General features: G+C 50.0%; 20 protein-coding genes. 13 read left to right on the top strand and 7 right to left on the bottom strand.

Annotation, left to right across the window (positions count from 1 at the left end):
• Positions 1 to 21: 21 nt before the first annotated feature.
• Positions 22 to 1,572, bottom strand: a complete 1,551-nt coding sequence (locus tag ASJ33_RS02425; protein ID WP_041330670.1) for an acyl-CoA carboxylase subunit beta — start codon at positions 1,570 to 1,572, stop codon at positions 22 to 24.
• Between the two features lie 236 nt (positions 1,573 to 1,808).
• On the opposite strand from ASJ33_RS02425, the gene ASJ33_RS02420 reads away from it, so the two are divergent.
• The 7 genes from ASJ33_RS02420 to ASJ33_RS08470 all read left to right on the top strand — a co-directional run bounded on the left by ASJ33_RS02420 (position 1,809) and on the right by ASJ33_RS08470 (position 6,808).
• Complete coding sequence (locus tag ASJ33_RS02420; RefSeq protein WP_041330668.1) at positions 1,809 to 2,273, top strand: complex I 24 kDa subunit family protein; 465 nt, start codon at positions 1,809 to 1,811, stop codon at positions 2,271 to 2,273.
• 41 nt (positions 2,274 to 2,314) lie between these two features.
• Complete coding sequence (acpS, locus tag ASJ33_RS02415; RefSeq protein WP_041330666.1) at positions 2,315 to 2,674, top strand: holo-ACP synthase; 360 nt, start codon at positions 2,315 to 2,317, stop codon at positions 2,672 to 2,674.
• Between the two features lie 115 nt (positions 2,675 to 2,789).
• Positions 2,790 to 3,545, top strand: a complete 756-nt coding sequence (locus ASJ33_RS02410) for a YebC/PmpR family DNA-binding transcriptional regulator (RefSeq protein ID WP_041330665.1) — start codon at positions 2,790 to 2,792, stop codon at positions 3,543 to 3,545.
• A 3-nt stretch (positions 3,546 to 3,548) separates the two neighbouring features.
• Positions 3,549 to 4,046, top strand: coding sequence for a crossover junction endodeoxyribonuclease RuvC (gene ruvC / locus ASJ33_RS02405; RefSeq protein WP_023651989.1), 498 nt, complete (start codon positions 3,549 to 3,551; stop codon positions 4,044 to 4,046).
• Between the two features lies 1 nt (position 4,047).
• Positions 4,048 to 4,632: a Holliday junction branch migration protein RuvA gene (gene ruvA, locus ASJ33_RS02400; RefSeq protein ID WP_023651988.1), complete on the top strand. Its 585-nt coding sequence runs from the start codon at positions 4,048 to 4,050 to the stop codon at positions 4,630 to 4,632.
• 45 nt (positions 4,633 to 4,677) lie between these two features.
• The gene (gene uvrB / locus ASJ33_RS02395) at positions 4,678 to 6,684 is read left to right on the top strand and encodes an excinuclease ABC subunit UvrB (RefSeq protein WP_041330663.1); all 2,007 of its coding nucleotides are present in this window, start codon (positions 4,678 to 4,680) and stop codon (positions 6,682 to 6,684) included.
• A complete protein-coding gene (locus ASJ33_RS08470; RefSeq protein WP_010936217.1) occupies positions 6,668 to 6,808 on the top strand; it encodes a hypothetical protein in 141 nt (46 codons plus the stop codon). The genes uvrB and ASJ33_RS08470 overlap by 17 nt, the downstream gene beginning before the upstream one ends.
• A gap of 49 nt (positions 6,809 to 6,857) precedes the next feature.
• Here the strand turns inward: ASJ33_RS08470 and ASJ33_RS02390 are convergent, their stop codons facing one another.
• From ASJ33_RS02390 to ASJ33_RS02380, 3 genes are read right to left on the bottom strand one after another with little or no spacing between them, the layout of a single operon-like run.
• Positions 6,858 to 9,302, bottom strand: coding sequence for a DNA translocase FtsK (locus tag ASJ33_RS02390; protein WP_023651986.1), 2,445 nt, complete (start codon positions 9,300 to 9,302; stop codon positions 6,858 to 6,860).
• A gap of 19 nt (positions 9,303 to 9,321) precedes the next feature.
• The gene (locus ASJ33_RS02385; RefSeq protein ID WP_010936215.1) at positions 9,322 to 10,977 is read right to left on the bottom strand and encodes a ribonuclease J; all 1,656 of its coding nucleotides are present in this window, start codon (positions 10,975 to 10,977) and stop codon (positions 9,322 to 9,324) included.
• 6 nt (positions 10,978 to 10,983) lie between these two features.
• On the bottom strand, positions 10,984 to 11,604 hold the full coding sequence (locus ASJ33_RS02380) for a uracil-DNA glycosylase (RefSeq protein ID WP_023651984.1): 621 nt from the start codon (positions 11,602 to 11,604) through the stop codon (positions 10,984 to 10,986).
• Positions 11,605 to 11,737: 133 nt separating this feature from the next.
• On the opposite strand from ASJ33_RS02380, the gene glyA reads away from it, so the two are divergent.
• The 6 genes from glyA to ASJ33_RS02350 all read left to right on the top strand — a co-directional run bounded on the left by glyA (position 11,738) and on the right by ASJ33_RS02350 (position 19,400).
• On the top strand, positions 11,738 to 12,985 hold the full coding sequence (gene glyA / locus ASJ33_RS02375) for a serine hydroxymethyltransferase (RefSeq protein WP_023651983.1): 1,248 nt from the start codon (positions 11,738 to 11,740) through the stop codon (positions 12,983 to 12,985).
• Between the two features lie 15 nt (positions 12,986 to 13,000).
• Entirely contained in the window at positions 13,001 to 13,975 is a 975-nt protein-coding gene (locus ASJ33_RS02370) for a ribose-phosphate diphosphokinase (protein ID WP_023651982.1), read from the top strand.
• Positions 13,976 to 13,978: 3 nt separating this feature from the next.
• A complete protein-coding gene (gene secA, locus ASJ33_RS02365) occupies positions 13,979 to 16,837 on the top strand; it encodes a preprotein translocase subunit SecA (RefSeq protein ID WP_023651981.1) in 2,859 nt (952 codons plus the stop codon).
• A 24-nt stretch (positions 16,838 to 16,861) separates the two neighbouring features.
• The gene (locus ASJ33_RS02360) at positions 16,862 to 17,545 is read left to right on the top strand and encodes a hypothetical protein (protein WP_041330661.1); all 684 of its coding nucleotides are present in this window, start codon (positions 16,862 to 16,864) and stop codon (positions 17,543 to 17,545) included.
• Positions 17,546 to 17,647: 102 nt separating this feature from the next.
• On the top strand, positions 17,648 to 18,346 hold the full coding sequence (locus ASJ33_RS02355; protein ID WP_012881703.1) for a response regulator transcription factor: 699 nt from the start codon (positions 17,648 to 17,650) through the stop codon (positions 18,344 to 18,346).
• Positions 18,327 to 19,400: a PAS domain-containing sensor histidine kinase gene (locus ASJ33_RS02350; RefSeq protein ID WP_041330660.1), complete on the top strand. Its 1,074-nt coding sequence runs from the start codon at positions 18,327 to 18,329 to the stop codon at positions 19,398 to 19,400. Before ASJ33_RS02355 ends, ASJ33_RS02350 begins: the two co-directional genes overlap by 20 nt.
• Here the strand turns inward: ASJ33_RS02350 and ASJ33_RS02345 are convergent.
• The 3 genes from ASJ33_RS02345 to ASJ33_RS02335 all read right to left on the bottom strand — a co-directional run bounded on the left by ASJ33_RS02345 (position 19,397) and on the right by ASJ33_RS02335 (position 24,203).
• Complete coding sequence (locus ASJ33_RS02345; protein ID WP_041330658.1) at positions 19,397 to 22,039, bottom strand: valine--tRNA ligase; 2,643 nt, start codon at positions 22,037 to 22,039, stop codon at positions 19,397 to 19,399. The genes ASJ33_RS02350 and ASJ33_RS02345 overlap by 4 nt on opposite strands.
• A gap of 89 nt (positions 22,040 to 22,128) precedes the next feature.
• Complete coding sequence (gene coaBC / locus ASJ33_RS02340) at positions 22,129 to 23,310, bottom strand: bifunctional phosphopantothenoylcysteine decarboxylase/phosphopantothenate--cysteine ligase CoaBC (RefSeq protein ID WP_041330656.1); 1,182 nt, start codon at positions 23,308 to 23,310, stop codon at positions 22,129 to 22,131.
• A 101-nt stretch (positions 23,311 to 23,411) separates the two neighbouring features.
• Positions 23,412 to 24,203, bottom strand: coding sequence for a type III pantothenate kinase (locus ASJ33_RS02335; RefSeq protein ID WP_041330654.1), 792 nt, complete (start codon positions 24,201 to 24,203; stop codon positions 23,412 to 23,414).
• Between the last annotated feature and the right edge of the window lies 1 nt (position 24,204).

Raw genomic sequence — 24,204 nt, 5'->3', positions numbered from 1 at the left:
TTTTGTTTATGCAACCTTCCTTTACAAAGGTATATTCCCGTGTTTCTTAGGCGGATTTGCCAGCACCTTGTTTTCCAGAGAGCGCAGGGCTTTTATTATTTTGCTCCTGGTATCCGCCGGGTCAATTACGTCGTCTATATATCCCAGCTGAGCCGCCTGATAGGGGTTGGCAAAGTGTTCCCGGTATTCGTCAAGCAGTTTCTGGCGGGTTTCTTCCGGGTTTGCAGACTCGGTAATAGCCTTACGAGATATGATATTTACTGCCCCTTCCGCCCCCATGACCGCCACTTCACTGGCCGGCCAGGCATAGTTTATATCACCCCTGAGGTGCTTGCTGCTCATAACAATATACGCACCCCCGTAAGCCTTGCGGGTGATAACCGTTATCTTGGGCACAGTTGCTTCCGCATAAGCATAAATCAGCTTGGCACCGTGCTTGATAATACCGCTGTGCTCCTGGTCTGTACCCGGCATAAAACCCGGCACGTCTACAAAACTGACCAGCGGTATCTCAAAGGCATCGCAAAAGCGGATAAACCGAGCTGCTTTGAGTGATGCGTTTATGTCTATAACACCGGCCATATGCGAGGGCTGTTGGGCGACAATACCCGCAGGCTGCCCGCCCATACGCACAAAGCCGACTATTATATTCTGGGCAAAATGCTTGTGAACCTCAAAAAATTCTTTCTCGTCAGCTACTTCGGTAATAACTTTTTTCATATCGTAAGCCCGTTTGGGATTATCCGGTATTATATCCCTGAGGTCACGGGTTTTGCGTTCTTCATTATCCTTATTTTTGCCGCGGGGAGGTTTGTTGCGGTTACTCTGGGGTAGGAAACCCATCAGCTCCCTTATCTGTTCAAAACACTCCTTTTCATTTTCGCACAGGAAATGGGCTACCCCGCTTTTCTTAGCGTGGATTTCCGCTCCCCCCAGTGCCTCATGGCTGATATCTTCCCCCGTTACCGCTTTGATAACATCCGGCCCGGTAATATACATCTGGCTTATGCCCTTAACCGCAAAGATAAAGTCTGTCAGAGCCGGAGCATAAACCGCACCTCCGGCACTTGGGCCCACCACTACCGATATCTGGGGAATAACCCCGCTGGCAATTGTATTGCGGAGAAGTATATCCCCCACCCCGCTCAGACTGGCGACGCCCTCCTGTATACGGGCACCGCCTGAGTCATTTATAGCAATCAGAGGCGCACCCGCCCTGATAGCCATATCTATAACCTGGGCTACTTTCTGGCCTACCACTTCGGAGATAGAGCCGCCCAAAACAGTAAAATCCTGGGAGTAGGCAAAAACCAGCCGCCCGTTTACCAAACCGCTGCCGGTTACCACCGCATCTCCCGCGTTCCGCTGTTTTTCCAGCCCAAAATCACGGCAGCGGTGGGCGGCAAAAGCTCCCAGTTCGTTAAATGTTCCTTTGTCAAAGAGCAATTCTATACGTTCACGGGCAGTTAACTTGCCCCGTTTATGCTGAGCATCTATCTTGGCTTCTCCGCCGCCCATTTCCGCCTGTTTTTTAAGGCGGTTCAGGTTGTCAAGTTGATCCTGTACAGCCACACACTTCCTCCACCCAAAACTCTCGTAATGATAACACAGCCCATTACCAAGGGCAACTGAACTCACGTTTGTATTGTACGTAGATACAGGTGCAAACTGCCCTTAAGTACATCTGCATATGCCGTAAGTATTAGTACTTATTTTTACCAAATTCGTTGCTAATCAAGATTTATTTGAGATATACTTTTTATCAAGGGTAATCCATGCCAGCCAAGTAAATCTTGCGGAGGTGCATTATGGACAAGCCCGTAAACAAGGCATACACCCCCGTACTCTCCCTGTACGAAGCAAAAAGAGAAAACCTTATCCCCATTCTGCTGGCTTTCCAGCGCAAGTTTTCTTACCTTTCCCGTGACATGATGCAATCGGTATCTGTTTACGTAGGCGTACCCGAAAGCTCTGTTTACAATATAGCCACTTTTTACAGCCAGTTCAGGCTTGAACCACCGGGGATTCACAAGGTGCATGTTTGCCGGGGAACAGCCTGCCACGTAATGGGGGCGGAAAGACTGCTTAGGAATATTGAAAAACGGTTGGGCATCAAAGCCGGCGAGACCACTCCTGATAATGAGATAAGTCTGGATACTATCAACTGCGCCGGTATCTGCGGGCTGGCACCTACCCTGGAGGTAGACGGCAAACTTTATACCCGCCTTGACGGCAGCAGCTTAAACCGCATACTGGGCAAAAAGAAAAGATAACCCTCGCCAAGTGCGCTGACAGCCGTTATAATAAAGCCGTTATGCTTTATACAGGTACGGATATTATTGAAATCCGCCGCATCAAAGCGGCCCAAGCCCGCTGGGGAGAACGTTTTTTGAACCGCATATTCACCCCGGCTGAACTGTCTTTATGTAAAGACCGCCTGCCTTCACTGGCAGCCCGTTTTGCGGCTAAAGAAGCAGTCATAAAAGCCCTCAGCCTGCCTAAAAACCAAAGCTACTCAGAGATAGAAACCCTGAATCTGCCTGACGGACAGCCGTCAATAAATCTGTACGGGCAGGCACTGGCCAAAGCTGGTCTTCTTGGTATCAAGCAGCTGTCTGTCAGTCTATCCCACTGCCGCGAATACGCCATTGCAATGGTAGTTGCCCAAGACTGAAAAACCCACACCTTCCGCCTGACAAATTTTGCTTTTTACATTTTCCCCAAACACTTTATCCCAAATTGTAAAAAGTGCTAGAATGGTAGCAGCTAGACAACAGGAGAGATAATATATGTCCGGACATTCCAAGTGGGCTACCATCAAACACGCCAAGGGTGCGGCTGACGCCAAACGAGGCCAGCTGTTTACCAAACTCTCACGCGAAATCATCTTCGCCGCCAAACAGGGCGGCCCCAGCCCCGAAGGAAATGCCCGCCTCCGCCTGGCTATACAAAAAGCCAAAGACAACCGCATGCCTTCAGACAATATTGAACGGGCTATCAAAAAAGGTTCCGGGGAACTGGAAGGAACAACTGTCATTGAGATGGTTTTGGAAGGTTATGGACCAGGAGGCGTTGCCGTACTGGTGAACGGTATGAGTGACAACCGCAACCGCACCGTTTCAGATGTCCGTCACATGTTCTCAAGAAGCGGCGGCAGTTTAGCTGAATCCGGGGCGGTATCCTGGATATTTGAGGCTAAAGGGGTCATCGGAGTGGAAACGGTGGGGCTTGATACCGATGACCTTTCCTTAAAAGCCATCGATATGGGAGCGGAAGACGTAAACGTAGAAGAAAACTACATGGAGATATATACTGCCATGCCGGATATGGAAAAAGTCCGCCAGCAGCTGGAAGCCCAAGGCGTTACTGTAGATTCAGCCGAAATAAACATGATACCCAAAAATACTGTTAAACTGGACGAAGAAACCTCCCTGCAGGTTTTAAAGCTGCTGGACAAGCTGGAGGAACTGGATGATGTCCAGACTGTTTCTTCCAACGCAGATTTTGACCCCGAAGTAGTGGAGAAATACCACTCTCAGGCTTAGTTTATGAGAATATTGGGAATAGACCCCGGCACAATAGTAGTGGGATACGGCGTTATTGAGGCCGCAGATGATGAGCTGTCACTGATAGGTTTTTCCAGCCTTACCCCCCCTGCCAGCGCACCCGTACCTCAGCGTTTGGCGTATATATATAAAGGACTGGTGGAAGTGATTGAACTATACCAGCCGGACGAAGTAGCGGTGGAAAGCCCGTTTGCAGATAAAAATATTAAGAGCGCTCTTGCCATTGGCAAAGCTCAGGCTGTAGCCCTGCTTGCGGCCGCCAACCACAGTCTGTCAGTTACCGAATACAGCCCCGCCTGTATAAAAAGCCGGGTAAGCGGTTCAGGCAATGCCTCCAAAGAACAGATACAGGAAATGGTGCGCCTGCTGTTAAATCTGGCTGAAATACCCCAGCCCAATGATGCCGCTGATGCCCTGGCAGTAGCTATCTGCCACCACAGCCACAGGGCTTTTGCAAATATAACATCACAGGGAGACTGAAATGATTTCAAGTCTGAGCGGTATTCTGGAAGCCAGCGGCAAAGACTGGGCGGTAATAAATGTATCCGGAGTGGGTTTCCGCACCTATATGCCGGCTTCCTCGCCTGCCCTTATCGGCGAACTTGGGCAGAGAGTACGGGTATTTACCCACCTCCATGTCCGCGAAGACGCCCTGAACTTGTTTGGTTTCGGCACAGCCGAAGAGCTCTCCCTGTTTGAAACCCTTATAGACGTAAGCGGCATAGGCCCCAAACTGGGTTTAGCCATGCTTTCCGCCATGAATGCCGAAGCTCTGGCTTCCGCCATTATAAGCGGCAATACAGAGCTTCTTTCCACTATACCGGGTATAGGTAAAAAGACCGCCAGCCGTATTGTGCTGGAACTTAAAGACAAGATAGCTAAAAGCTGGGAGGCAGGTATCCTCAGCCAGGTTACCGAAGCCAATTCGGATATTTTAGCCACCCTGACCGCCCTGGGATACTCCGCAGGCGAAGCCGCCAAAGCTATTGCCAGTCTGGAAGATATCACAGGCCTGCCGCTGGAAGAACGGATAAAACTGGCGCTTAATTATTTCAACAATAAGTGACCTCCCCGGATTGCCCCCGCTCATCCAAATGTTTATAATTTTAATATGCCTGATTTCAAAATAGTCTCGGATTTCGCGCTTACCGGTGACCAGCCCCAAGCGGTGGAAAAACTCTCTGAGGGGCTGGTACACGAGCTTACAGACCAGACCCTGCTGGGGGTTACCGGCTCCGGTAAAACTTTTACCATGGCAAATGTAATTGCCAGAGTAAACCGTCCCACCCTGATAATCAGCCACAATAAAACTCTGGCTGCCCAGCTTTACTCCGAAATGAAAGAGTTCCTGCCCGAAAATTCGGTTGAATACTTTGTAAGTTATTATGATTATTACCAGCCCGAAGCTTATGTCCCCCAAAAGGACATGTATATTGAAAAAGACGCTGACATAAACGAGGAAATTGATAAACTCCGCCATGCGGCCACCCGCGCCCTGTTTGAACGGCGGGATGTGGTTATAGTAGCCTCGGTTTCCTGCATTTACGGTTTGGGTGAACCCGAAGAATACCGCAGTTTTGTACTCCCTTTGAAAAAGGGCCAGTCCCTGAGGCGTGACCTTATACTGCGGCGGCTGGTGGATATGCAGTATGAGCGGAATGACATAGATTTCTCCCGCGGCAAGTTCCGCCTGCGGGGAGATACCCTTGAAATCCAGCCTGCCTACGAAGAACTGGCTCTCAGAGTGGAGTTTTTCGGTGACGAGATAGAACGGATAGTCAGCCTTGACCCGGTAAGCGGCGAACTACTGGCTGACATAGATGAGATAAATATCTACCCCGCCAAGCACTTTGTAACCTCAGCCGAAAAAATGGTCGAAGCTATAAAGGGCATTCAGGCCGAGCTTGAAGACCGCCTGAAGGAACTGGAAGCCGAGGGCAAAATGCTGGAAGCCGCCCGCCTGAAGCAGCGCACCAATTATGACCTTGAAATGATGCAACAGGCAGGGTATTGCTCCGGGGTGGAAAACTATTCCCGCCACCTGGCAGGACGGAAAGCAGGCAGCGCCCCCTGGACACTGCTGGATTACTTTCCGGAAGATTTCCTGCTGATAGTAGATGAATCCCATATGAGCCTGCCCCAGATACGGGGTATGTATGCCGGAGATGCCGCCCGCAAGAAAACCCTGGTGGACTACGGCTTCCGCCTGCCCTCAGCCATGGATAACCGCCCTTTAAGCTTTGATGAATTTAAAGCCAGAGTCAAACAGGCTATTTACGTATCAGCCACACCCGGCCCGTATGAAAAAGAACACTCCCAGCAGGTAGTTGAGCAACTGGTACGCCCCACCGGGCTGCTTGAACCGGTTATAACCGTAAAACCCACCGGCGGCCAGATAGATGACCTGCTGGAAGAAGTAAAAAAACGGGTAGATAAAAAAGAACGGGTGCTTATCACTACCCTTACCAAAAAAATGTCTGAAAAACTGGCTGATTATCTGGTGGAAATGGGGATAAAAACCCATTATCTGCATTCGGAAGTAGACACGCTGGAACGGGTGGAAATCCTGCGTGATTTGCGGCTGGGGGTTTATGACGTTATAGTAGGTATAAACCTGCTCCGCGAAGGGCTTGACCTTCCAGAGGTCAGCCTGGTGGCCATACTGGATGCCGACAAAGAGGGTTATCTGCGGAGTGAACAGGCCCTTATCCAGACTATGGGGCGGGCCGCCCGCCATGTGGACGGGCAGGTTATCATGTATGCAGATAAAATCACCGGGTCTATGCAGCGGGCTATGGACGAAATCAGCCGCCGCCGCAAAATACAGGAAGACTATAACCGTCTGCACAATATTACCCCGCAGGGTATCCGCAAGGCTATCAAGGATATAAATGAACGTATCCGCTCAATCACCGCCGAAGTCAGCGGCCCTGAGTTCAGGCCTGCCCCCACTCTCAGGGAAGACATTGTCCGTTTGATAAAAGAACTGGAAAGCCAGATGAAAAAAGCGGCCAAAAATCTGGAATTTGAACGGGCAGCCCTTATCCGTGACCGGGTGGTGGAACTGCGGACGGTACTTGAAACAGACCCCGTAAATAAAAATGAAAGAACCAAGTAAAAACCCCTTAACCCGTCAGGAACGGCGCGAAGAAAAGCTGGAAAGCCGCCGCCGCAAGATGACCCAGCACGGCAAAGGTCTGGCCAGAGTTTACAAAGACGCTGTTGAAAAAAAGACCAAATAAAAGCCCTGATTTAAGTCAGGGCTTTTTTAATACAGAGTAAGCTGTTTATTTAATACTCATCTTTAGGCACTTCGGCTTTGCCGTCATCACCCTCAATAGCTTCCCGCAGTTCATCTGCCAAACGGGCGGCTCTGGGGTAACCGATATGCATCTTCCTTTGTAAAAACGAGGCTGAAATAATATTGTTATGCTCTGATATAAGTGCCATAGCCTCATCAAACAAAGGGTCTTTGCTTTTGCTCTTTTGGGCAGGCGGCGGCGCGGTAATCTCCTCAACCTTCAAAGCTTCAGATGGAGAAATATCTTTCTGGTTGGTCCAGAAATATATCAGGCGTTCACTCTCGGCATCCGAAACATAACAGCCCTGCAGGCGTTTGGGTTTGGCTGCCTCGGTGGGCATATAAAGCATATCGCCCCGCCCCAGCAGTTTTTCCGCCCCCACCATATCCAGAATAGTCCGCGAGTCTACCTGAGAGGTAACCGCAAAACTGATACGGGTGGGGAAGTTAGCCTTGATAAGCCCGGTGATAACATCTACTGACGGGCGCTGGGTGGCCACCACCAGGTGAATACCCACTGCTCTGGCCATCTGGGCCAAACGGCAGAGGATATGTTCAACCTCATCAAAACCAGCCATCATCAGGTCAGCCAGCTCATCTATTATCAGCACAATAAACGCCATCCGGTCAGAACCCATGCGGGTTTTGTTGTAACCTTCTATATTACGCGAACCGGCGGCGGCCAGTGTCTGGTAGCGGCGGTCCATTTCGGCCGCCAGCCAGCGCAGGGCGGAAAGGGCTTTTTCCACGTCTACAATCACCGGGGTAGCCAGATGGGGCAAGCCGTTAAAGGGGGTCAGCTCCACCCGTTTGGGGTCTATCATAATAAACTTTACGCTGGAAGGCGTATTGTTAAGCAGCATACAGCAGATAATAGAGTTTAAACAGACTGTCTTCCCCGAACCGGTAGCACCGGCAATAAGCAAATGGGGCATCTTGGTAAGGTCTCCCGAAACAGCCTCACCGCCTGCACCTTTACCCAAAGCCAGGGCCAGGGGTGAACGGGCCAGTATCTTCTGAAAAGTATTGGTCTCCATGACGCTCCGCATAGATACCACCCCGAATGAAGTGTTGGGCACTTCTATACCCACTATGGATTTACCCGGCACCGGGGCTTCAATGCGTAAACTAGGAGCAGCCAGAGCCAGAGCCAGGTCGTTTGCCAGAGAGGCAATCCGGTCAACCTTGACCCTTGTCTTGGAAACCTCCACCTGGCGGGAAACAGTCTCCCCGTCTTTGTCACGCTCTTTAACTTCTTTAAACTTGCGGTCCCAGCCCGGTTCAACCCCGAATTGGGTAACGGTAGGACCGGCATTTATCTGGATAACCTTGCCCTCCACCCCGTAGCTGGCCAGGGCTTCTTCAATAGCCCGTGCCCGCTGCAGATTATCCGCTTCCGAAAAACCTATTTCGGTAGTTTTATCCAGCATTTCTATAGGCGGCAGTTTCCAGCCGTCCACCTCGGCTATCCCCTCAGCCTCACCATATTTTTTCCAGACTTCGGAAGCTATCTGCTTGCGGTCTGCATCAGTGCGCTCATCAGCCGGTTTAGGTTCTTTAGCGGCAGCCTCCGGCGGCATATTGGGAAGCTCGGTCTGGGGAGTACTTTTAGCCGCCAGCGGATTTTTTACTTCTACTACCCGTGATTCAGCTTTGCCGAAAGACGGCAGCTTTATAGAGGGCAGTTCTATCTTAGGGGCAGCTTTTTCAGGCAGAGGTCTGCGTGCCTCTTCACCCATATCAATACGGTCTTCATCACCGCCGAATACAGGGCGGCTGACTACCGTACGGTCAAGGCGGGCCACTTCGGGCATATTAGAGCGGCGGGAGGGGCTGAAAATGCCCCTGAAAAGCCCGCTGAGGCTTCGCCAGACTGCACCCGGAGCTATAAGGATAACCCCCAGTACAATCAGAGCCAGCACCCGCATAAACCCGTTTATATCAGCGTTACCGCCAAGTATGCTTAGACCTATATCACCGCCGGCATCCATCATACCCAGCATTCCCCAGGCCGCCAGAATCAGCACTACCCCGCCCAGCCATTTGTTCCAGAGATTTAAGCGGTAACGGTGAGCCCATTCGGACATCTGGTCAAACCTGAGAGCCACAATAGCTATAATAATACCCAAAAGAATAAGCAGCAGCCCCCAGCCGAACAACCCGGCCGTACCGCTGCCGAAATTGGCAAAAAAGTCCATTACGCCTTCCCACTGCCAGACCACAAAGGCCATAGCCGAAGCTATCAGCATAACCCAAAGCCAGGAAGCCCCGCCTTTGACCGGGGTATTTGAAAAAGCCTTCTTAGCAGCGGGTTTTTTAGCCTTGCTGCGTACCGGAGCGGTTTTTTTAGACGGACGGGCAGTTACCTTAGCCGCAGATTTAGCTCTGGGCCGGGCATTCCGCAGGGTTTCTCTAGGGTCTTCTTTTTTAGGCATATCAACCTCATTTACAAACCTACACTTTTACCATAACCGGAATAACCATAGGACGCCGTTTAGTCTGCTCGTAGTAAAACTTATTCAGCGTTTCTTTGACGTCATTATACATAGCCCCTTCGGGAATGTCTTTACCGTCATGGTCAAGCAGCTTGATTATAAGGTCACGGCTGGCATCCAGCATGGCTTTAGATTCATCAGGGTCAACAAAACCTCTGGAAACAATATCCGGCCTGCCTACCAACATACCGGTTTGCTTGTTGATAGCTACAATCGCCACCACAATACCATCCTGCGAAAGCATACGGCGGTTGCGGAGTACCACCCCACCCACATCACCCACGCTAAGGCCGTCTACATAAACATTGCCGGAGGGAACTTTGCCGGTAATACGGCCGGATTTGGTATTAAGCTCCAGTATATCCCCGTCTTCCATAATAAAAGTATTTTCCGGGGCAACACCCATAGTCCGGGCAAGCTCCGCATGCATGGTTAAGTGGCGGTATTCGCCGTGTACAGGCACAAAATACTTGGGCTTGACCAGATTAAGCACCAGCTTCAGTTCTTCCTGGCTGGCATGCCCGTGTACATGCACTTTGGCTATGCGGTCATAAAATACCTTAGCCCCCTGGCGGAACAAACTGTCTATAGTACGGCTCACCAGTGACTCGTTGCCGGGTATGGGCGAAGCCGAAATAATTACGGTGTCACCTTTCATTATATGGACATGGCGGAAATCACGGTTGGCTATCCGCACCAGAGCGGAAGTAGGCTCACCCTGAGAACCGGTGGTCATCAAGACCACTTTTTCCGGAGGCACACGCTGAAGCTGGTCTATATTGCAGACCAGACCTTCGGGCACTTTAAGGTAACCCAAATCAGCCGCCATTTTATGAATCTCAGTCATACTGCGGCCGGCAAAAAAGAGCTTCCGCCCGTATTTGGCAGCGGCATCAATAACCTGCTGCTGGCGGGAAATAAGCGAAGCAAAAGTGGTTACCAGTACCCGCCCCGTAGCCGCCCCGATAATGCGGTCAATATTTTCGCCCACCACAGTTTCCGAAGGGGTATAACCCGGCAGCTCCACATGGGTGGAGTCTGACATTAAAAGCAGTACTCCACGCGAGCCCAGCATAGCCAGACGTGACAGATTGGTGGGTTTGCCGTCTACCGGCGTATAGTCCAGTTTGAAATCCCCGCTGTGGACTACCGCCCCGATAGGCGTCTGAATAACCAGCCCCACCGAATCCGGCAGGCTGTGGCAGACCGGGTAAAAATCCACTTTGAGTTTACCCAGCTTGAAAGTGCCGTCAGACGGGATAACATTTATCTTAGTCTGGTGCAGCAGCTTGGCCTCTTTCAGCTTTACCGAAATAAGCCCCTGGGTAAGTTTGGTACAATAAATAGGTACGTTTATCTGGGGAAGTATATAAGGTAATGCCCCTATATGATCTTCATGACCATGGGTGATTACAATGCCCCGCACTTTTTCGCGGTTTTCCAGCACGTATGAAATGTCAGGTATAACCAAATCTATACCCAGCATTTCTTCTTCCGGGAACATCAGCCCGCAGTCTATGAGGATAATATCCTCCCCATATTCTACAGACATCATATTCTTGCCTATCTCACCCAGGCCACCCAGAGGTACAATCTTCAGTTTAGGTTTTGCCATACTTCGTTAGAACAGGTCTAACTGCCGGGCAGGAGGCTCTTTGGGAACTGAAAGTGCCTCAGCATGTTCCAGCTCTGCAACTAACCCCGGTATCCGGAGCATATCCTGCTCAATCTCCTTACGTAAGCCCCCCTGATGCAGGGCTGCGGCCGGGTGGTACATAGGATAATAAATTATCCCGTCCCGTCTCATCGGCTGACCATGAATCTTACTTATGGTAATACCGGTGAAATACCTGGCCATAGAATACCTGCCCAGAGTGACTATTATTTTTGGTTTTATTATTTCTATCTGGCGGTCCAGAAAATTGCGACAGGCAGAAATCTCGTCCGGCAAGGGGTCACGATTGCCCGGCGGACGGTCTTTAACTACATTGGTAATATACACATCTTCCCGTGTAAGACCTATAGAGTGAATAAGCTCCGTAAGGAATTTGCCGGCTGCACCTACAAAAGGACGCCCCTGCTGGTCTTCGTTAAAGCCGGGGGCTTCGCCAATAAACATAATCTTGGCATCGGCATTCCCTTCGCCGGGGACAGAACGGGTGCGGGTGGTATGAAGGTTACAACGTACACAGCGGGTTATTTCCGAATATACGCCCTTGAGTAATTCTTCTTTATCGTGCATTATATTATTTATCTGACATCTAGCTGCCTAATAGGGTTATGATAACACTGTCAATATGTCAAGTCAATTTGATATAATATCCCTTGCGTTGTAGACTTACGCTGATTGTTTTTTTACACCTGAAAGGAGAGCCATGAGCTTTTTAAAGACCTCGGACCCGGCAGTTTATAATGCCATAATGCAGGAAACCACCCGCCTGAAAGAAACAATTGACCTCATTGCTTCGGAAAACTATACCAGCAAAGCTGTTTTAGAAGCTCAGGGTTCAGTTTTCACCAATAAATACGCCGAAGGTTATCCCGGTAAAAGATACTACGCCGGATGTGAATATGCAGATGCCGTAGAAGAGCTGGCTATAGACAGGGCCAAGACCCTGTTCCATGCCGAACATGCCAACGTCCAGCCCCATTCCGGGGCTCAGGCTAACATGGCTGCCTATTTCGCCATGGTAAAACCCGGTGATACCATAATGGGTCTCACCCTTTCCCATGGCGGACATCTGACCCATGGTTCAAAGGTTAACTTCACCGGCAAACTTTACCATGTAATTGAGTACGGGTTGAATGCCGAAACCGAACGGATTGATTACGATAATCTGGAAAAACTGGCTATGGAGCATCGTCCCCGCATGATTGTGACCGGTGCCTCAGCCTATCCCCGCATACTGGATTTTGAACGTTTCAGGGCTATCTGTGACAAAGTGGACGCCAAGCTGATGGTGGATATAGCCCATATTGCCGGTCTGGTAGCCGCCGGGCTTCATCCCTCACCTGTGCCATACGCCGATGTAGTTACCTCTACCAGCCATAAAACCCTGCGCGGCCCGCGGGGCGGCTTTATCCTATGCAAAGAACAATACGCCAAAGCCATTGACCAGGCTGTATTCCCTGTCATGCAGGGCGGCCCCCTTATGCAGGTAGTTGCCGCCAAAGCAGTAGCTTTTCAGGAAGCTATGCAGCCCGGTTTTGTTACTTACCAGAAAAAGACTCTTGAAAATACCCAGGTAATGGCTGAGGAACTACGCAAGCTGGGCTTACGCCTGGTCTCAGGCGGAACTGACAACCACCTGGTGCTGGTAGACCTTAGCCCCATAGGGGTAAACGGTTACGATGCTCAGCTGGCACTGCGCAGAGCCGGTATTGTAATAAACCGTAATACCGTACCTTTTGCCGAAAATCAAACTGCCAACATACCTGCAGGCATACGTCTGGGTTGCCCGGCGGCAACCAGCCGCGGGTTTGGGCCAGCTGAAATCCGCCAGACTGTAAGCTGGATTGGCAAGGTACTTAAAAACATAGGCAATGAAGATGTAGAAAAACAGGTGCTGGCTGAGGTAGTTCACCTTTGCCGCAAATTCCCTGTACCCGGTATAGACGCATAAAAAGGGGGAACGGACGTGTTGGTTAACGGCAATTTGACAGAAGAACTGAAAATCTTCACCGGCAACGCAAATCCTGATCTGGCCAAAGCGGTAGCAGACTACCTGAAGGTTCAGATGGGCAAATGCGAAGTTTTCCAGTTTTCAAACGAAAACATATTCGTCAGAATACAGGAAAGTGTCCGCCAGAAAGATGTCTACGTTATCCAGCCCACCTGCTCACCCGTCAACCAGAGCATAATGGAACTGCTTATTATGATGGATGCCCTTAAACGGGCTTCATCAGAGAGAATTACGGCGGTTTTGCCTTATTACGGCTACGGCCGCACTGACAAAAAAGACCAGCCGCGGGTGCCCATTACCGCCCGCCTTATTGCTGACCTTTTAACCACCGCCGGTGCCAGCCGTATACTCACCGTAGACCTGCATGCCCCCCAGATACAGGGCTTTTTTGATATGCCGGTAGACGAACTGACTGCTGAAAACCTGCTGGCGAACTATTTCAAGAAGAAGAAAATAGAAGACTTGGTAGTAGTAGCCACCGACGTGGGCATTTCCAAAAAAGCCCGTGATTTTGCCGCCAAACTGGATGCCCCTTTGGCCATTATAGAAAAACGGCGGATGGGCAATAACGATATAACCCGCACTATAAATATCATCGGCGATGTAGAGGGCAAAAACGCCCTGACTTTTGATGATGAAATAGATACCGCCGGTTCACTGGTAGGCAACGTAAATATACTTATAAGCAAAGGGGTGAAAGAAGTATATTCCTGCGCCACTCACCCGGTGCTTTCCGGTCCGGCTATCCAGCGCATTGCGGCCTCCCCCATAAAGGAACTGGTGGTAACTGACTCAATACCTCTTACTCCCCCCAAGAAAATAGATAAAATAACTGTTCTTTCCATCGCACCTCTCATCGGTGAGGCTATTTACCGGATACATACCGGTAATTCCATCGGCGAGATGTACGATCAGATGCAAATGGAGTAAACCATGTTTAAATTCTTTTCCGGCTTCGGAGACTCAAACGAGAAGGAGATCCGGGCACTTGAACCGCTGGTAGACAAAATAAACCAGCTTGAAAGTTCTTTCACCGCCCTCAGTGACGAAGCCCTAAAGGCCAAGACTGACGAATTTAAGGAACGCCTGAAGGATACCTTTGAAACCACCGCTGCAGGCATCCGGAAAGATATTGCCAACACTGCTGCCGAACTTGTTGAAGCCCAGAAAACGGCTGACAACAGCAAACAAAGCCGCCTCAAGGCTAAGCTTGAGTCTTTAAACAAAGACCTTTCCGTTAAAGAAAATGCCGCTCTTAACGCAATTCTGCCCGAAGCCTTTGCTGCTGTCAGGGAAGCCTCCCGCCGCAATATAGGCCTCAGGCACTATGACGTTCAGCTTATCGGCGGTATGGTGCTTCACCACGGCAAGATAGCCGAGATGCGCACCGGTGAAGGTAAGACCCTGGTAGCCACTCTGCCCCTTTACCTTAATTCCCTGCTGGGAAAAGGTGTTCATCTGGTAACCGTAAATGACTATCTGGCCAGACGTGACGCTTACTGGATGGGGCCGGTCTACCATGCGCTGGGGGTCAGCGTTTCCAGTATTTACCCCATGCAAACACCCACCGAAGAACTGCCTTCGCGGCTGTTTGACCCGGCTTATACCTCTGAAACACCCAATGACCCATGGGCGCATTTCCGCCCTGTCTCACGGCAGGAAGCCTATAAAGCAGATATTACCTATGGCACTTCTACCGAATTCGGCTTTGATTATTTGCGGGATAATCTGCGGCCGGACCTTGCCCAGTGCGTCCAGCGGGAAATGAACTATGCCATAGTAGACGAAATTGACAACCTGCTTATAGACGAAGCCCGCACACCTCTTATTATCTCCGCCCCGGATGCCGAGGCAGGTAAACTGTACGAAGTCTTTGCCCGGCTGGCTCCCCGTTTGGCGGCAGGGAAAGACTACGAGATAAACGAAAAAGACCGCAATGCCGAACTGACCGAAGACGGCTGGGCAAATGTGGAAAAACTGCTTTCACGCGAAGGAGTTATGAAGGGCAGCAGCCTGTATGACCCCCAGAATGCCCCCCTTATCCGCCATCTACGGAATGCCCTCTCCGCCAAGGAGTTTTATAAGAAAGACCACCAGTATGTAGTCAAGGAAAACGAAGTTATCATAATTGATGAATTCACCGGCCGCATGATGCTGGGAAGACGTTACTCCGAGGGCTTGCACCAGGCTATTGAAGCCAAAGAACACGTAAAAATCCAGCAGGAAAGCAAGACCTATGCCACCGTGACCATCCAGAATCTGTTCCGCATGTACCGTAAACTCTGCGGCATGACAGGTACGGCGGCTACCGAAGCAGAGGAATTTTCCAAGATTTATAAACTGGAAGTAGTTATTATCCCCACCAACAAACCCGCCATCCGCGAAGATTACGGTGACCAGATATATAAAGACCAGTCCGCCAAATTCAAAGCAGTGGTCAATGAAATAAACGAAATGCGGAACCTGGGACGCCCGGTGCTGGTAGGTACAGTTTCCATTGAAAACTCTGAAATGCTTTCAAATATGCTAAAAAGGCAGGGTATTGAACACAAGGTACTTAATGCCAAACAGCATGAAAAAGAGGCTCAGGTGGTAGCCGAGGCAGGCAAACCCAGTGCGGTAACCGTAGCTACAAACATGGCCGGACGCGGTGTGGATATACTGCTGGGCGGCAAAGAACCGCCTAAAGATGATGACAAAGCCTATAGCCAGTGGCAGGCCCATCACCAGCAGGTGCTGGAAGCCGGCGGCTTACACGTAATAGGTACAGAACGCCACGAATCCAGACGGATTGATAACCAGCTTAGAGGACGCTCAGGCCGCCAGGGAGACCCCGGTTCTTCCCGTTTCTACGTAGCACTGGATGATGATATCATGCGCCGTTTCGGGAGTGAACGCATACAGGGCATTATGGAATGGGCCGGCATGGACGAAAACACCCCCATAGAAAACGGGCTGGTCAGCCGTACTCTGGAAAACGCCCAGAAACGGGTGGAGGGTTACCATTTTGACGTGCGCAAACACCTGGTGGAATATGATGATGTAGTTAACAAGCACCGCGAGGTTATCTATGCGGAACGCCGCAAGATACTCCTGGGGGCAGACCTGAAATCAAACATACTGGATATGATTCGGGAAGAGATAATGACCCAGACTACCGAACATACCCAGGGATATGACTCTTCCGAATGGAATCTGGAAGGGTTAGTCACCCATATAGGCGGTATTTTTGCCCTGCCCACCGAAATAAATGCAGAGGCACTGGCAAAACTTTCCAGGGAGGAAATAACCGAACTCCTCACCCGTACCGCCGAAGAGCTCTATCAGAAAAAGGAAGATGAAACCGGGGCAGGCTCAATGAGGCTGCTTGAACGGATTATTATGCTCCACACCCTTGATTCCCTGTGGGTGGAACACCTAACTATTATGGAAAACTTAAGACGGGAAATAGGGCTTCAGGCTTTTGCCCAGCGTGACCCGCTGATAGCTTATAAGAACGAAGGGCATGTACGTTTTCAGGAATTGCTGGAAACTATCAAACATGATGTCGTTCACAATATTTACCGGGTTGGAATCCAGATTCAGCACCAAACCGAATCTGCCACCGCCAAGGCTGCCTCCCGCCCGGTGCAGCAGCAAAAACCCCTGCCGGCCGCACCCGCCGCCGCTATACCCGGTGTTTCCGCCAAAGCCGCTACCCAACCGGCCGCACCTGCTGCTAAAGAAGTAGGCCGGAATGACCCCTGTCCCTGCGGCAGCGGCAAAAAATACAAAAAATGCTGCGGTAAATAAACACTTGGCAAACGGATAAATCAGTTGACTGAAATATTAAACGGACAAACCCCGGAACTGGTTATTGCCCGCCTCAGGGCAGCCATAGAAAAAGGGCAGACATGGTATCCGGCTATGCTGGAAGCAGCCGCCTCCTGGCCGCTGGAAAGTGAAGAATATGCCGGGCGGCACTACCAATACCTGATTGGCGGTGAAGCACTTGACCTGATACTTCTGTTTGAACGCTTCAGCCGCGAACTGGAAGACCTGATACCTGCTCAGGAAAGGGATAACCTTCTTTTCAAGGGGATTGCACCTCAGGAACTCACGTCTGACGAACTTATGGCATTTCTGGGGGAAGTGCGTTACCGCCAGTACCTGAACTATTTTTACGGTATCACGGTAGAAGAAGCGCTGTTGGTAGTTACCCAGAGTGAAGTCCGCAAAGAACACCGCTCACTGGGGGTACGCAGGGAAGGTACAGTTATAGACGAGGCCTTTGTCCAGTTGTATGAACGCACCCATGACGAAATGCTGGACCAGTTCCGCCGCGAAAAACGTTATTCCAAAACCAGTACCATAAAAATCCATCAGCTCAAAGAGTTCACCTACTGGTTATTTAAATACCGTCTGCTTCACAGCGAAAAAGCCAGAGTCGCTTCCGACACCAATAAGTCCCTCAATTATCTTAAAAAATATGCCCGGCGGCTTCAGCAAAAATCGGGCTAAGCCGGCCATTTCGGGCATTTCATCAAATGATGTATTGCTATAGTCCCAAAGATATAATACAATCATTTAACAGTACTAATTCCCCACTTACGGAGGCTTAACATGGCAAAAACCAAAGTCCTGATAGCTGATGATCATGCAGTCCTTAGAGAGGGTATGAGCCGATTGTTAAGCCAGGAAAAAGACATTGAAGTAGTCGGCGAAGCCGGAGACGGGCAGGAAGCCGTTGATATGGTAGCTCAGTTCAAACCGGACGTAGTCCTTATGGACATAGTCATGCCCAGACTGACCGGTGTGGAAGCAACCAAACTTATAAAGAAAAATAACCCATCTACCTGTATCCTAATACTTACGGCATATAGCGATATCCGCTATATACTCGGTTTGCTTGAAGCCGGAGCCAGCGGTTACCTGCTGAAAAGCGCCAAAAGCGATGAAATTGTAGGGGCTATCAGGGCTATAAAAGCCGGCGAATCCGTACTGGATTCTATTGCAACCCGAAAACTGCTGGAACGGGTGGTAAATGTGAGCAAGGAATCTGACGAAGATAAAGTCCGCGGCCAGCTTTCCCCGCGGGAAGTTGAAATACTCCAGCTGGCATCAAAGGGTCTAAGCAACCGCGAAATCGCCGATAAGTTGACCCTTTCCATGCGGACAGTAAAAGCCCACCTTTCAAATATATTTAATAAAATGCGCTGCAGCTGCCGCACTGAAGCTATTGTCAAAGGCTTCCGCGAAGGTTATGTAATGCTTGAAGATGTACCTCAAGGGATAGAAGGCTATGACCGAAACACGCTTTAAACCGCCGGCACTCTGCCACCGCTGTTTATTTGAAAATGCCTCCGATGCTATCTGGTTTTATGACCGGAAGGGGCATATTGTATACGCCAACCGGGCATCAGCCGACCTGACAGGCTATTCCCGAACCGAGCTTAAACAGAAAAACCTGAAAGACCTGCTGACTACTGCCTCCGAGTATGACCAGATAATGGATATGAATGCCCGTATGGCAGCCGGCGCAGAAGTAAAAATGCCTTACGAACAAAAAATCCGCCGGCATGACGGTTCAGTAGCGGTACTGCGTATGGCAACTACTCTAGTAAAATCAGCTGACGAAGTACTTGGTTTTCAAAATATAGCCCGGGATATCACCGAAGAACTTCGCCGTCAGCAAAACATGAAGTCATTCGTTCAGGATGTAATACGGGCACAGGAAGCTGAACGCAAACGTATTTCACGTGAACTCCATGACGAAGTAGCCCCCCTGCTCTTGCTGCTGATGCAAAAGATAGACAATTTGGGTAAGCAGTCTGAACGTGACATTGCAGATTGCAAACCCCAGCTTGATGCCCTGCGAAGCCAGTCTGAAGAGGCCCTTGAAAGCCTGCGGCGTATAGCCCAGGACCTGCGGCCGCGTATACTGGATGATTTAGGCTTGATACCCGCCTTGGAATGGCTGACCGAGAAACTGGCACAGGACGGGCAGATACATACTGAGTCAAATATAAAAGGGCGTGAAGTAGAGCTGACAGCCGAAATCCAGTTGCTTATTTTCCGCATCGCTCAGGAAGCCTTTAATAATATCCGCAAACACTCACTGGCCACCTGGGTACGGCTGGAACTGGAGTTCAAACCCAAAGCCATTTTACTGACTATCCAGGATAACGGCAAAGGGTTTAACCTTTCGGAACAGACTGACAATCTGGCTCAAAACGGCAAACTAGGACTGGCAGGTATGCACGAACGTGCCCAGCTGATTGGCGGGCATATACACATACTTACTCACCCCGGACAGGGAACTACCGTGATTGCCGAAGTGCCTACTATCAACCCTGATGCCAAGCAAGCTTCCTAAGCCGCTTTCAGGCGGCTTACTTTCTCAATATAACCTTCAAGCTTGATACGTTCTTTGTCTACCACCGCCTGGGGTGCTTTGGCAAGGAACTGCGCATCTTGAAGCCTGGCGGAAAGCCGTTCTATCTGGGTTTCCAACTCAGCAATTTCAGCTTTTACCCGTTTGGCCTCTGCCTCAAGGTCTACCATAGTAGACATGGGCACCACCACTTCAATTCCGTTAAGCACCAGAACCACCTCAGTGGCAGTAGACGCACCGATATAGTGGCCGGGCAGGATATTCACCGGGCGGGAGCGGGAAAGGGTTTCTACCGCCCCTAAGTAGTTACTGAGAACCTCTGCCATATCTCCGGCATATATGTTTGCCTGTATGTAGCGGGAAATCTCCACGTTATGTTCCGCCCGAAGGTTACGCAACGAACGGACTACTTCAACCAGACTGCCCATAATACTTTCGGTCTGCTCATCAAAACAAGCCTTGTCCGCTTGCGGGAAAGGAGCAACGATAATATCCATTTCGCAGAGTAATTTCGGCAGATACGGTCTTAAATAACTCCAGAGTTCTTCGGTAATAAATGGCATGTAGGGGTGAAGCAACCGCAAAATGGTGGAAAGCACCTTAACCAGCACCGAGTGGGGGGATACAGACGCTTCATCACGCAGCCGTACTTTGGCAAGCTCAATATACCAGTCACAAAACTCTCCCCAGATAAAATCCTGTAAAATCCTCTGGGCTTCACCAAACTGAAACTCCTCCATCAGACGGGTTACGTCTGCCGTCACTCTATTCATACGGCTGAGTATCCAGCGGTCTTCAAGGGGCAATTCGGCCTCCGGCAAGAGTTCTTTCCCTTCACCCAAATTCATAATGACGAAACGGCTGGCGTTCCAGAGTTTGTTGGCAAAGTTACGGGCGGCCTCAAGCTTGGTCTGCCCCAGTTTGGAGTCATTTCCCGGTGAAGTGCCAAAGGTAACCGCAAACCGCAGGGCATCTGTTCCGTACTGGTCAATAACCTTAAGCGGGTCTATCACATTCCCCTTGGTTTTGCTCATTTTTTCGCCCTTATCATCCCGTATCAAGCCATGCAGATAAACGGTGCGGAAAGGGACTTCTTTCATGTCCTCTATACCCATGACAATCATCCGGGCTACCCAGAAAAAGATAATGTCATAGGCGGTTTCCAGAACCGAGCCTGGATAAAAACGTTTTAAATCTTCGGTTTGGTCAGGCCAGCCCAAAGTAGAGTGCGGCCATAAACCTGAAGAAAACCATGTATCCAGCACATCCGGGTCTTGTTCCAACTTGGTACCGCCGCATTTGGGGCAAGCAGTCGGGTCTTCCTTGGAAACTATCATCTCACCGCAGGGGCAATACCAGACGGGTATGCGGTGACCCCACCAAAGCTGGCGGGAAATACACCAGTCACGGATATTTTCCATCCAGTTCTGGTAAACTTTGGTAAATCTTTCGGGCAGTATCTGGATACGCCCGCTGTTTACCGCCTCCAGAGCCGGTTTAGCCAAAGGTTCCATCTTAACAAACCATTGCTTGCTGACCATAGGTTCAATAACCGCGCTGCAGCGCTGGCAATGCCCCACCGAATGGGTATAATCCTCTATCTTAAGCAGCAGACCCAGTGACTTCATCTCCGAAACCACATATTCACGGCAGGCTTTGGCTGTCATGCCGCTGCAGGGGCCGGCATTTTCGTTCATGGTAGTATCACGGTTCTGAATGGTAATCATGGGCAAGCTATGGCGAAGCCCCATTTCAAAGTCATTGGGGTCATGGGCAGGCGTAACCTTGACCGCACCCGTACCGAACGCCATATCTACTGCTTCGTCAGCAATAATAGGTATGCGGCGGTTCATAATGGGCAAAAGGACATTCTTACCTACCATACCTGTATATCTGACATCGTCCGGGTGAACGGCAACAGCCGTATCCCCCAGCATGGTTTCAGGCCGGGTGGTCGCCACGGTGACAAACCCGCTTCCGTCTTCCAGAGGGTAACGCAAGTGCCAGATATGCCCGGCTAAATCTTTATGGTCTACCTCAAGGTCTGAAACAGCGGTAGCACAGCGGGGACACCAGTTGATTATCCGCTCTCCCCGGTAGATTAATCCTTTTTCGTAAAGATTGGTGAATATCTCACGTACAGCTTTAACTGGTCCTTCATCCAGAGTAAAGGTCTCCCTATCCCAATCACACGAAGCACCCAGACGCATATGCTGGTGGCGGATTCTCTCACGGCAGGGATTAACCCATTCCCACATTTTCTCCAAGAAAAGTTCCCGTCCCAGCTCTTGGCGGGTTTTGCCCTGTTTGGCTAGTTCACGTTCCACTACTACCTGAGCGGCAATACCGGCATGGTCCGCACCCGGCAGCCATAAAGCCGGTTCACCCAACATGCGGTGCCAGCGGATCATAATATCTTCCAATGTGGCTGTCAGAGCATGACCAAGGTGGAGCTCCCCGGTAACATTGGGCGGGGGCATTATTATAACAAACGGTTTTTTATCTGAATCAGGGTTTGGCTTAAAATAACCTTTCCCCATCCAGTACTGATACCATTTTTTCTCAACCTCGGCGGCTTCATAAGCCTTAGCCATTTCAGGTAAATCGGAACACTGAGCCATATCAATTAACCTCACAAACTGCGGCCGGGTAAACACCCCGCATCTGACTTGAACTATATAATCTTATTTTGGTAGTTTTAAATCAAATTTTAAAGTAAAGCTGAAAGTTCATCAAGAAGTCTCACGGCCGCTTCCTTTTTGGACATAAGCGGCATTTCCTCTATCCGCCCGTTTTTAAAGAAAAGGGTCAGGCGGGTAGTGTCAGAACCAAAGGTGCTGTCCGGCTGGCTGATATCGTTAGCCGCAATAATATCCAGATTCTTATCAGCCATTTTTTTAACGGCATTTATCATAAGGTCACGGCTTTCAGCCGCAAAACCCACCTTAACAAAATCACCCTGCAAAGCAGTCAAAATATCAGGGTTGGCTACCAGATGCAAATCGAGCCCCCCATCCCCTTTTTTAATCTTATCCGCCGCCGGTTTTTCCGGGCGGTAATCTGCCACAGCAGCTGTCATAATTAGGGCATCTGCCCCTTTGACCGCTTCTCTGAGAGAGATAAACATTTCCATAGCGGTTTCTGCATACTTTATGTCAACTCCAAAAGGGGCAGGTTTATCAACAGTCCCTGAAATCAGCCTTACACTGGCACCTCGTCTGACAGCTTCCTCTGCCAGAGCATAGCCCATTTTACCGGAACTGCGGTTACCCAGATAACGCACCGGGTCAACCGGCTCACGGGTGCCCCCGGCGCTGATAACCAGTTTTTTCCCGGCCAAAGGTCCGCTTTTACCCAAAACCTGGGTAACTGAGCCCAATACCTTATCCAGCGAAGCCAGCCTGCCCTGCCCAGTTTTCCCCGAAGCCAGCCGGCCGTATTCCGGTTCTACAAATACAAAACCCCGTTCCTTGAGCTTTGATATATTCTGCTGGGTAACAGGATTGGAATACATATTGTCATTCATAGCCGGAGCTATTATGACAGGTGATTTACAAGCCAGAATAGTAGCCGAAAGCATATCATTTGCCATGCCGCAGGCAAGCTTGGCAATGATATTAGCGGTAGCCGGAGCTACCAGAATAATATCCGCTTCCTCTGCCAGTGAGACATGCTCTACACTGTATTCGGAATTCATATCCCACATACTGGTTACCACCGGCTGGTGGCTAAGCGTCCGAATGGTAAGGGGAGATATGAAATGGCAGGCATCTTCGGTCATAACCGCTTTGACTGTATACCCTTCGCCAACCAGTTTGGAGGTGATATCCGCCGCTTTATAGGCAGAAATACTGCCTGTTATCCCCAAAACTATTGTTTGTTTCTTTTTCATATCCGTTTGCACTCCCACGGCAAATACCCCTTATTAGATGTCCTGAACACAAGGGAAGCTGTTGCCGTACCATCTATTTCATTTTTGCAAAATAAAAGCCCTTAAACCTGATTCATCTGGTAAATAAGCCTGAGCCCCTGAAGAGTAAGGTCAGGACGTACTATGTCAAACATACGGCTGCCTTCGGCTATAAGTGAGGCGTATCCGCCGGTAGCAATCACCCTGGTTTTCTGCCCCAACTCAGCTTGAATCCGTCTGACCAGTTCTTCCACTAGCCCGATATAACCGAAATATACCCCTGACTGCATAGCCGAAACAGTATTAGAACCGATAGCTCTAGCGGGGTGGATTATTTCAATCTTAGGCAGTTTTGATGTCCTCTCTACAATGGCTTGAGCCGAGGTGGCAATACCCGGTGCAATCGCCCCGCCTATATATTCCCCGCTCTCCGAAAGTGTATCAAAGGTAGTGGCCGTACCCATATCCACTATTATGCACGCCCCCGGATAAAGCACTCTGGCGGCAGCGGCATTTACTATGCGGTCAGCCCCAACTTCACGGGGATTATCCATTCGTATCTTAACCCCGCTCTTTATGCCTGCACCCACTACCAGAGGAACAGCCTTGAAATAAGTTTTAAATACCTCTTCAAAAGTAGTGGTAAGGGGCGGCACAACACTGCACATGATTACCCTATTTAGTTCTTCGGGGCGTATGCCTGAGTGCTGCAACAAGCCTAAAAGCAGACCGGCATATTCGTCAGCCATACGCTGGGCAACCGAACCCAGATGCCAATTTGCCAGCAGTTTTTCGCCCTCAAATATACCTATATTTACACTGGTATTGCCGATATCTACGGCAACAAGTCGTTCAGCAGCAGTTTGTTTATTCATA

Origin of the sequence: Dehalococcoides mccartyi (genome assembly GCF_001889305.1) — a bacterium.
Taxonomy (GTDB): Bacteria; Chloroflexota; Dehalococcoidia; order Dehalococcoidales; family Dehalococcoidaceae; genus Dehalococcoides; species Dehalococcoides mccartyi_A.
This window is presented reverse-complemented; position numbering and strand designations above follow the sequence as displayed.